The following is a 9,258-nucleotide window of genomic DNA, read 5'->3' as shown; positions in this document are numbered from 1 at the left end:
ATGGCTGCCGCCTCGGTGGAGGGGAGCACGGCTGGCAGCAACGAGCCTGNTTGGTCAAAAAGAGAGAAGGATACAGCGCTGGTAACGTGTATTTACCAGACCACTGATGGAGATATAGTAAAACAGGATGGAAAAGCTCAGATAGTACCAGAATTTCCGGCCAAACTCATCCCACTCCGGATTAAGGATAAAAAAAAGTCCGCGAAGCAGGCATAGGGCAAAAAAAGCGAGTAGAAAATGAGCTGCCCATCGATACCGGACCGAATCGGCAAAACTTAGCGTTTGTACAGTGAGCGAGCGGTAGTACCGATAGACCTTCCAGCTGGCGACAAGATAGTAAAGCAGTGATAAAAATCCTGCCATCTGGTACCAGGGGGCCAGATCCTTGTCCTTACCGTCCTGATAAAAGTAGGCATATCCGAAAACTAGCTTATCAGCGAGCACGACAATGGCGGAATAGAGCAGATATGCTATGGCAGGGATAAAGTGGATGAAGTGTTTTCTCTTCAGCACAAAGGAACGATCGAGGAGGGATCGAAAATAAAAATACAGGATGGGCGGCAGGAGAAAAAGTTGTTGAAATGGGATATAGAACAGCAGGTCGCGGGTCAGTCCGCCCGAGTACCAACCGGCATAGCCCAGCATAAAGGGGGCAATGTAAAGGGAGCATAGCAACAGAAAGAGCCCCAGCCATGTACTCGCCTGAACACCCAAAATCCTCCCCCTTCCAATCAGAATTCCCGAAAAGACGATTCCATGGATAAAAAACAAGAGCAGCGATGTGCTTTTCAACCCAAAATGAAACATCATCTTTTTTCTAATGATTTTTATGCTAGTGCAACCTGCTCGAAAGGTAATCTAGCATAATAATGAAATAAAGTAATGTAGCGAATATACTACTCGGCATCAAATGCCGAAGGAGATAAGTGGCAGATTGCCCATTAAGATTCTGTCAAAAAGTTTACCTGGCGCCTGCAATGTAATACCTACTTACCCGATTTGCCAGCTGGATGTTTGTGTATTCTTACTACCTAAACATTGGGAGCTGCCATTGGGAAAAAATTAAGTACTGCGCCCTGGGCAGCTTATTTTCTTGCATACCACTAAGCCCCGGACTTTATTCGCGTATGCGGGTGTGAAGATGATCGTAACCCTTTTGAATGCAATGTTTTTTATTTTCGTATGGAGATACTTAATAAGCATCCATCCATGCAGAGGTATTCAGAGGGATAGCTATTGGTGCAGAGGGTCCTATCAAGTAGGCAGCAAAGCCTGTAGATCTGTACGGGGGTAGGGCCATCCCCATCCTCTGTGTCTAAACAGCTGAAGGGCTTTCCGGCCCTTGCCGGAAACTTCCCCTTCAGCCCCAGGCCATGACACGAAACGACCGCCTTCTGTATCTTTCTCTTCCCCTGATCGGGCTATTTGCCTATACGGCTCTGAGCAAGCTGCTGGCGCCGGGGGTCTTCCGGGAAGCGCTGCTGAACCAGCCGCTGCCTGAGGGACTTAGCCTCAGCCTGGTGTGGGCCATCCCCCTGGCGGAACTGCTGGCCGTAGGCCTGCTGCTCTATGCGCCCTGCCTGGGGGACTTGCATATGTGAATATCCTGGCCTGCATGCTCTTTGGGGCTATTTCCGGATCAGCTGTTGCCGCTGCCTCGGCCATAGGCGGCATCATGAACCCCCGGATGGCAAGAGAGGGATATTCCAGGTCCAATTGCTTCATATGCGCAATCGCATAGGCCAGGGCATCTACTTTTTTATCCAGGTACACATCCGGAGCAATGCCATGCGGGTCAATGGGGTTTTTATCCAGATCCATTGCCCTGAGCGAGGAGGGAAACACCAGCTCAAAACAGCCGATGATCTTCGCTAATCCCTTGAACCCATCCACCACGACGGCGGTGTTTTGCCCATACACCACCACTTTATCACTTTGCTTTGCCCGAAAAACAAATGTTTCTCCGGAGCTGGCACTTTCTTCATCTGTTAAGAGCACCACCTTGCGGGGGCCTTCATACAGCGTATCGGTAGAGATCGTAAAAGAATACTCATCCGGGTACCTGAAGTAGGCCTGCCCTGCATGGACATCACGTCTGGATTTATAGTGCCACATCCCTGCCTTGCCAAAGAAAAGATGCCCCCACAGATCAGCAATGCTGTTGGGCAAGGCAGGTGAAGCTTAAAAAAATCGGTTTAAATCAAAAAGCAACTAAAGGCTTTTTACCTTTAAGAATGTAGTGAGGTGAACGTATGCTCCACCTGCACCGTAACAATCCAGGCAGTGCCTTTCTGCCCGGATTGTTCCCTTTTAGTACTTCATTAATTTTTGTTAATCCGCCATTTTCTCCAGCTTCCTGGCACTAAAATGATCAGCATAGGGTACAGCGCTTCTTAACTCCAGCTGCTTAAGCTGTTCTCGCAGCTGAGCGATTGCTTCATCTTTTTCAGTCAGCTGCTCTTCGTAGCTGCGCGTACGGCGTATGACTTCTTCCTGGGTTGCCTCCAGCTCTTCGAGGTGTTGGCGCATCTCTTCCTCCTGTGCCTGTATGGCTTCTGCCTGATACTGAGCCTGCTCCAGCAGCTTTTTGGTTTTCGCATTCACCCGGGCAGATAGCAAGGTAGAAGCAATGCTCTCTGAGGCCTTCTTCAGGAAGTTAATGTGGTTTTCAGGAATCACCTGCAGGGAGGCGACCTCCAGTATTCCAATGATCTCATCATTGTTGACAAGGGGCACGATCAAAATACTGCTGGCAGTGGCATGGCCCAGGCCTGAGGTAATGGTCGTATAGCCCTGGGGCACATCGGTCAGGTAAAGTACATCCTTTTCCAGGTAGGCCTGCCCTACCAGGCCTTCTCCGATTTCAATGCTGCGCTGCAGATACTTTTTCCGGTTGTAGGCAAAGCAGGCATTCAGACTAAGGAATTTATGGTCCTTTTCATCCTCCTCCACCAGGAACAAGCCCCCCTGGTTCAGCTGCAGGTAGGTCACAATTTCTTTAAGCACCCGGTCGGTGAGCTCCTCCAGGTTGTTGATATTGTTTCTCAGGATCTCCCCGATTCGGGCAACCCCTGTATTGACAAAGCGCTCGTGCTGCTCCCGCAGCGATGCCTCCAGCAGGCTTTGGCGCATGTTGATCAGGGCTTTACTCAGTTCGTCCTGCTGCTCACCAAGGGTATGCTCCAGACTTAAGTTCCCCTTGCTGATCTCCTCGGCAAAGGCAATGTTCTTCTCTACATTACTCAGCTGTTCTTCCAGCAAGAGCTGGTTGAGGCCATCGGCAATGGTGCGCCTGGATAGGTCGTACGACCAATAGCCGCAGATGCCGATAATGAGCACCGCCAAGGCTGCATGGAAGGCAAACGTCTGCATGTCCATGTAGGAGAGCTGGGTAAAATATACTCCCTGCATGCCGCTGTACTGCAGGTAGGCCAGGCCTGCATGGTGCACCACAATGATGAGGGAAAGCGGAATATAAAGCTTCCAGTTCTGGTAAGTGATCAGCAAGGTTGCGGCTACAAACGCCCAGAAGTGCATTTCAAACATGCCGTGCATCTGGTAAATAAACTGCGCCATGAAAATGGCGAATACACTGCTGGCCACATACTGATGCAGCGCGGAATGGGGCAGCAGGTATTTGCAGGAATAAAAGCCCAACAGGCAAAGGCAACCTACACCCAGGCTGATGAGCCAGGTATCGTAGAAGAAAGAAAGGAACAGGCCATTGAGAAAAAAGCCGATCATGGCACCTGATATGATGGCATCTGACTTTTGCGTGATGGCCTGAAAAAAGCGGGCCTTGCTGATCTTCTTCGGATGTAAAGCTTGGTTCATAGGTTAAAAGTTGAGGAGAGAAAGCGTGTTTTCTTCGAAAAATTGACAGCCATACGACTGGCTGGCCAACATTCCAAACTGGGGGGCCTCCCGGCCTGCCAAAAGGTGCTGCAGGGCTATTTCTGCATAGTTGCTGTTCTTCTGTGTACAGTAACGTGCCCTATTGTAGTTACCCCTGTAAAAGAGCGTGCCTTCTGCGGTCAGCACCACTGCCTGGGGCGTAGCATATACCCCGCAGGCAGTGGCTATGGCATCCCCGCTGTCCACATACACAGGTATGGGCGCCTCGATAAGCTCCCGTGCCTTCTTGTAATCGGCAAATTCAGGGATGACAACTGCAAACTGTACCTGCTGCCCATAGGTCTTTCCCAGGTAATTGAAGTGCTTCACATTAAAGCGGCTGCAGGGGCAGTCGGGATTAAAGAAATGGAGCAACAGCCCCTTGGTATCCCCTTTTGGCAGCAACCCGCTTAGGGCCAGCGAATCGCCGATCACGGCGGGTGCATAGTGTAGGGGAACAGGGGTAGGCAGCACGTATTTTACTTCCTGCTGCCAAAACAGATAACCCACCCCTGCTGCCGATACGAGCAGCAGGGTAATGGCCATCAGGCGCCTGGTTTTCATGGTAGTTTAGGTTGAAGGTAATGTAAAAGCAAGATGAGAAGTGGTAAGCAGCGGCTGCCGCCCTTAGACCAGCTGCTGAAGTTCCTTATGTGCCGATGGATACTTTGCCAGTGCTTCCGGGGAAGGCTGCTGGGCGCAGGAGATCTTATGCACAAAGTGGAAACGGGCAAGATGGTAGCTGGGATCCTCGCCAAAGAAATTCAGCTGCATTTGCCGGAGCTCCTCTTCCCGGTACTTTTCCAGCGGGCAGGCAAGCTCGTCTGCAAGGCGTTCCTTTCTTTTCTGCTCCAGCATGGAATCATAATACAGGCTTATGGCCAGGGCTGCTGCTTTCTGGCGCAGCAGGTACTGGAAGTCTGCTACCGAATCCCCAAAGGCATTGTCCAGGAAACCAATGGCCTTCGCCCTTGCTGTACTCAGGGGCTGGCAGCCTTCGGTAAGCTTCAGTGCTTTCTTTTTACCCACCCGTCTGGGCAGCAGATAGGTCCAGTATTCCGATCCATAGAGCCCCCCCATCTTTTTGTAGTGGGGATTCAGCACAATGCCGTTGCGGGCATACACTTTATCAGCTGCCAGGGCTAGAATAGCCCCACCCGCTCCGGCATTGCCCTGCATGCCGGCAATGACCAGCTTGGTGTCGGTAAGGATGATTTCCCGCACCAGGTCATTCATGGCATTGATGTTTTCCCAGGACTCCTGCGCCGGGCTCCGGGCCTGCTCAATAACGTTCAGGTGAATACCGTTTGACCAGATATCATGGCCACCCATCAGCACCAGCACTTTTGTGCTTCGCAGTTTTGCCCGCACCAGAACCTGCTGAAGGCGCTGGCATTGCTCAGTGCTCATAGCGCCATTATAGAAGTCAAAATGCAGATAGCCCACCCCTTCAGCTTCTTCGTACCAGATGTCTCTAAAGCCTGGGCAGCTGTGGTTCGGGCTGAAAGGATCGTAGGAAGACTCCGCTACCCCCATTAGCTGATCCCCCAGTACCAGGGTGGCCGGAAGCTTAATTCCACCCGCTTCTCTTTTCAGGTGAGTGATCCAGACGGCCCCGTCGCCCGTAGCGCGGCAGATGGCGCCATTGCGGGTCGCCAGCAGCTCGCCTGCTGGTCCGCTTAGCTCCCTTTCTTCATGTGCACCAAACAGGCGGTAGCGCTCCCCTAAAATTGTATCCAATACGCCGGGGGTACTGTCAGCGGCCCTTATCCTTTTAAGGATATTGGCAGTAGTATCCTCCCAGTTCAGGCATCGGTCGCTGGTTTTCACCGGACGATGCAGCCTACCCTTAACGAGCGGACTGGTGTAATCCAGCGGTTCCGGGATAAAGGTGCCGCTGGCAAATTTTTCAACCGCTTCCAGCAGACCCTGTACAGCGGCCTGGGTTACCTCATGGCGGTAGAGGGTACTTTTGCTTACCGCACGCATGGGAAAAGTTAGGGAGGCCCAGATATCGCCGGCATCCATTCCCTGGGCTGCCTGTAGGATGGTTACGCCCCACTGCTGCCACTCATCCATAATAGCCCAGTCCAGAGAAGAAGGGCCACGATCACCTTTAATGCCCGGGTGCACGATCAGCACCCTGTGCTTTTGCCAGATAGCGGCAGGAACGGCTTTCTTTAGAAAAGGAGCAATGATCAGGTCGGGCCGAACCTGCGCTACTGCCGCTTCCATGGCCCCATCGCTGGTGGCGAGCTGGATCTCTACTGTATGGCCATGTTCCCGAAGTTCCAGAGCAGCCCGCTGGCTCAGTCCATTGTGAGCAGTTGTCAAAAAGAGAATTTTCATCTTGAGGCGTTTGTAAAATTCTGGCACTAAAAAGTGTTTTGCCACTGTACATACGAAAGGACTAGTAAGTGCGGTTCTGTTCTGCCATGGCCACCTAGAGGCCACATTTCCTTAACTGAAGTAAGAATTATTGGCTATTTTGGTAGATAATATTTATAAAAATGGACTTATCAAAGCAGCCCAGAAGTCCGCAGAAGTGAAACGGTGATGCTATAGCCTATCCTGAGGCACTAACAATCAGGCTATTTGCAAGGGCTTTAACGGTGTGGAGATAGGAAGTCAGTCATCCACAGGCTGTAGTCAGCGGATCAAAAGCGTGGATGTAATAAAAGAAGGGATAAAGGCCGGCAAAACGCTACTGCAGCCATCAGGTTCAGAATCGTGATGGAGACTTTTCATGACGTCCCCTAGTTCTCCACGCCTATGGAACTGCTTTGCGTATATCTACTATAGAACACGCAATCTGCTCTTTATAGCAAGTTCATTAGATTATGGAATACTAGCTACCTATCGCTTTTTTAGGTGAAATCAAAAAAATAAGCACATGATTCCAACGAAAAAAAGCGTCGGTTAAATGAAAAGTAAACCACAGTTTTATGGCTTATCTATACATCAAAAGCACCTTCCGCTTGCAATGCTCCCCCTTCGGCAACCGTATGTATGAGCCCAATCAGACTTCTCCTACACCTTCCTCATCCGGAGCGCCCGGTTTGCTGCCATCACGCAAAAGCCGGGCTTTATCCTGTAAAGCCAGGTTGGATTGCTCCTGTTCCGCTGCGCTACCCTGCTCATTCAGGAAATCCTGAATGGTCTCTTGGGCCGTACTTTCCCTACAGGAACTTTACCGGGCAGGAATGAATCTGGTAAAAATTGGCGCTGCGAATATCCACCATATGCGTTGAGGTGATAAACATTACTAAACGCCTGGCATGACTGAGGAGCTGATATCCCAATATAGTGGCATCAGCTGAGCACTTGAGCGGAGAGAGATTCATAGAGGTAGGGCCACCCTCTACCCCCGTGTCTATACTAGTGAAGGGCTTTCCGGCAAGGGCCGGAAACTTCCCCTTCAGCCCCAGGCCATGACACGAAACGACCGCCTTCTCTACCTTTCCCTCCCGCTGATCGGGCTATTCGCTTATACGGCCCTGAGCAAGCTGCTGGCCCCGGGGGTCTTCCGGGAAGCGCTGCTGAACCAGCCGCTGCCTGAGGGACTTAGCCTCAGCCTGGTGTGGGCCATCCCCCTGGCCGAGCTACTGGCTGTTGGCCTGCTGCTCTATGCGCCCTGGCGGAAGTGGGGATTTGTGCTGTCCGGGGGGCTGATGCTGCTTTTCACCGGCTACGTTTCCCTGGTGGTGCTGGGCTATCTGGGCGAGCGGCCCTGCTCCTGCGGGGGCATCCTGGAAAGGCTCAGCTGGGAGCAGCACCTTGTGGTCAACCTGCTCTTCTACACCCTCTCCCTTTGGGGAGGGCTGCTTGCCCTTCTACCCTCCTCCTCCACCTCTTCTTAAAAAATTAGCGCGCGCTACGCCTGCCCGGGCAGGCAAAGGGGCAAGCCGAAAACCCTGAACAGAGTAGGCAATTGTAGTTAAACCGTTTCGGCTTTTTGAGTAGTTAAAAAAGCCGCCAATCCCATGAAAAAGATTAAAAATTACCTGGCCGTGATGGCCTTTGCCGCCGCCTCCCTGGGCGCCTTTGCCTTTAGTCCACAGCAGAGTCCGGATCCCAACAAGATCCTCTATGGCAACCAGAACGGTAACTGGATTGTGCTACAGTCCGGCCAGTCCTTTCGTTGTGTAACCGCACCCATCATCTGCGTAGCCCAGTTTGAAAACGACGACCCCACGCAACCAATGACCTACTCTCGCACCGGTGAGTTAAAACTGTAATCTCCATCCCTTTCGGATGAGATATGAACCCGAAAGCACGGTAGCCCTACTACCGTGCTTTTTTTTGGCTGCACCCATGCTAGCCTACCACCCAAACAGCCGGCGGATAGGCGTATAGCCCTCAAACTCCACCTTCGGGCTAATGTAGTCCTCCTTCAGCGGCTGTTCCCAGAACAAATCGGTGCTGAGGTATTTGGCATTGCTATCGGGCAGCACGGTCACCACCGTGGCCTCGGGGCCCAGCTCCTGTTGCAGGCGGATGGCACCGAGCACATTGGCCCCGGAGGAAGGGCCCACCCCCAGGCCCAGCTGGGCAGAGAGCTTCTGCACCATGCGGATGGCGTCTCCGTCATGGGCCTGCACAACCGCATCCAGCTCGTCCAGCTTCAGGATGGGCGGCACAAACTCATCGGAAATCCCCTGAAGGCGGTGACGACCCACTTTGCAGCCCGTAGACAGCGTGGGCGACTGGGCCGGCTCCAGGGGGTGCAGGCGGATCTGCTGATTGTGTCGGCGCAGGAAAGCCGCTACCCCCATGATGGTGCCGCCCGTCCCTACGCCGGCCACAAAAGCGTCCGGTGTTTTGCCCAGCAAGCGCAGCTGGTACCAAATCTCCGGCCCGGTGCCCCATTCATGGGCCTGGGCGTTCAGCTCATTTTCAAACTGCCGTGGCTGAAATACCCGTGGCTCCCGCTCAGCCCGCTCGCCGGCCAGCTGGATGCTGCGCAGGAAGCCTCCTTCCTCTGCGCTGACCAGCCGTACCTTGGCGCCCATACTCTCCAAGAGTTCGCTACGCTCCCGGCTCAGCCAGTCGGGCATGTAGATGCGCACCGGGTGGCCCAGCGCCCGGCCCAGGGCGGCAAAGGCAATGCCCGTATTGCCGCTGGTGGCCTCTACAATGGTATCTCCCCGGCGGAGAAGGCCCTCCTGGTAGGCCTGGCGAAGAATGTGCAGCGCCATGCGGTCTTTGATGCTGCCGCTCAGGTTGTAGTACTCGCATTTTACCCAAATGCGGCCCGGCTGGCCCTGGTAGCGGTAGCGCAGCTCCAGCATGGGCGTATTGCCGATCATGAAGCGGAGGTTACTAAAGGCCTCGCTTTCCTGTTTGGGAAGCGTAGCTGAAAGG

General features: G+C 53.0%; 9 protein-coding genes and 2 pseudogenes. 5 read left to right on the top strand and 6 right to left on the bottom strand.

What is annotated here, in order from left to right; genetic code table 11:
• Positions 1-54: 54 nt before the first annotated feature.
• On the bottom strand, positions 55-810 hold the full coding sequence (locus tag ADICEAN_RS18775) for a hypothetical protein (RefSeq protein ID WP_009197245.1): 756 nt from the start codon (positions 808-810) through the stop codon (positions 55-57).
• Positions 811-1,373: 563 nt separating this feature from the next.
• On the opposite strand from ADICEAN_RS18775, the gene ADICEAN_RS22180 reads away from it, so the two are divergent.
• From ADICEAN_RS22180 to ADICEAN_RS23410, 3 genes and pseudogenes are all read left to right on the top strand, one after another.
• Complete coding sequence (locus ADICEAN_RS22180; protein WP_009197244.1) at positions 1,374-1,601, top strand: MauE/DoxX family redox-associated membrane protein; 228 nt, start codon at positions 1,374-1,376, stop codon at positions 1,599-1,601.
• Positions 1,577-1,711 (top strand): annotated as a pseudogene (locus ADICEAN_RS22075) (TRAP transporter large permease subunit); the annotation flags it as partial. The gene ADICEAN_RS22180 and the pseudogene ADICEAN_RS22075, both read left to right, overlap by 25 nt.
• Before the next feature lie 14 nt (positions 1,712-1,725).
• Positions 1,726-1,875, top strand: a complete 150-nt coding sequence (locus ADICEAN_RS23410; protein WP_236612959.1) for a hypothetical protein — start codon at positions 1,726-1,728, stop codon at positions 1,873-1,875.
• Here ADICEAN_RS23410 and ADICEAN_RS22070 read toward each other — a convergent pair.
• The 4 genes and pseudogenes from ADICEAN_RS22070 to ADICEAN_RS18755 all read right to left on the bottom strand — a co-directional run.
• Positions 1,831-2,115 (bottom strand): annotated as a pseudogene (locus ADICEAN_RS22070) (S41 family peptidase); the annotation flags it as partial. The gene ADICEAN_RS23410 and the pseudogene ADICEAN_RS22070 overlap by 45 nt on opposite strands.
• A gap of 216 nt (positions 2,116-2,331) precedes the next feature.
• Entirely contained in the window at positions 2,332-3,834 is a 1,503-nt protein-coding gene (locus ADICEAN_RS21595) for a GAF domain-containing protein (RefSeq protein ID WP_009197242.1), read from the bottom strand.
• 3 nt (positions 3,835-3,837) lie between these two features.
• The gene (locus ADICEAN_RS18760) at positions 3,838-4,458 is read right to left on the bottom strand and encodes a DUF6436 domain-containing protein (protein ID WP_009197241.1); all 621 of its coding nucleotides are present in this window, start codon (positions 4,456-4,458) and stop codon (positions 3,838-3,840) included.
• 63 nt (positions 4,459-4,521) lie between these two features.
• Complete coding sequence (locus tag ADICEAN_RS18755) at positions 4,522-6,243, bottom strand: hydrogenase maturation protein (RefSeq protein ID WP_009197240.1); 1,722 nt, start codon at positions 6,241-6,243, stop codon at positions 4,522-4,524.
• Between the two features lie 1,082 nt (positions 6,244-7,325).
• Here ADICEAN_RS18755 and ADICEAN_RS18750 point away from each other — a divergent pair.
• Positions 7,326-7,754: a MauE/DoxX family redox-associated membrane protein gene (locus tag ADICEAN_RS18750; protein WP_009197239.1), complete on the top strand. Its 429-nt coding sequence runs from the start codon at positions 7,326-7,328 to the stop codon at positions 7,752-7,754.
• Positions 7,755-7,877: 123 nt separating this feature from the next.
• Positions 7,878-8,132, top strand: a complete 255-nt coding sequence (locus ADICEAN_RS18745; RefSeq protein ID WP_009197238.1) for a DUF6520 family protein — start codon at positions 7,878-7,880, stop codon at positions 8,130-8,132.
• A gap of 84 nt (positions 8,133-8,216) precedes the next feature.
• On the opposite strand, the gene ADICEAN_RS18740 is transcribed toward ADICEAN_RS18745, so the two are convergent.
• On the bottom strand, positions 8,217-9,258 hold a 1,042-nt coding region (locus ADICEAN_RS18740), incomplete at its 5' end, for a PLP-dependent cysteine synthase family protein (protein WP_040398220.1).

This window comes from Cesiribacter andamanensis AMV16 (assembly GCF_000348925.1).
In the GTDB taxonomy this organism is placed as follows: Bacteria; Bacteroidota; Bacteroidia; order Cytophagales; family Cyclobacteriaceae; genus Cesiribacter; species Cesiribacter andamanensis.
The sequence above is the reverse complement of the archived record's forward strand: the minus strand, read 5'-3'. Positions and strand labels throughout refer to the sequence as shown.

Coding starts and splice junctions, on each gene's coding strand:
- ADICEAN_RS18775 (WP_009197245.1), bottom strand. CDS start 810: ATGATGTTTCATTTTGGGTTGAAAAGCACATCGCTGCTCTTGTTTTTT.
- ADICEAN_RS23410 (WP_236612959.1), top strand. CDS start 1,726: ATGCGCAATCGCATAGGCCAGGGCATCTACTTTTTTATCCAGGTACAC.
- ADICEAN_RS18760 (WP_009197241.1), bottom strand. CDS start 4,458: ATGAAAACCAGGCGCCTGATGGCCATTACCCTGCTGCTCGTATCGGCA.
- ADICEAN_RS18745 (WP_009197238.1), top strand. CDS start 7,878: ATGAAAAAGATTAAAAATTACCTGGCCGTGATGGCCTTTGCCGCCGCC.
- ADICEAN_RS18750 (WP_009197239.1), top strand. CDS start 7,326: ATGACACGAAACGACCGCCTTCTCTACCTTTCCCTCCCGCTGATCGGG.
- ADICEAN_RS22180 (WP_009197244.1), top strand. CDS start 1,374: ATGACACGAAACGACCGCCTTCTGTATCTTTCTCTTCCCCTGATCGGG.
- ADICEAN_RS18755 (WP_009197240.1), bottom strand. CDS start 6,243: ATGAAAATTCTCTTTTTGACAACTGCTCACAATGGACTGAGCCAGCGG.
- ADICEAN_RS21595 (WP_009197242.1), bottom strand. CDS start 3,834: ATGAACCAAGCTTTACATCCGAAGAAGATCAGCAAGGCCCGCTTTTTT.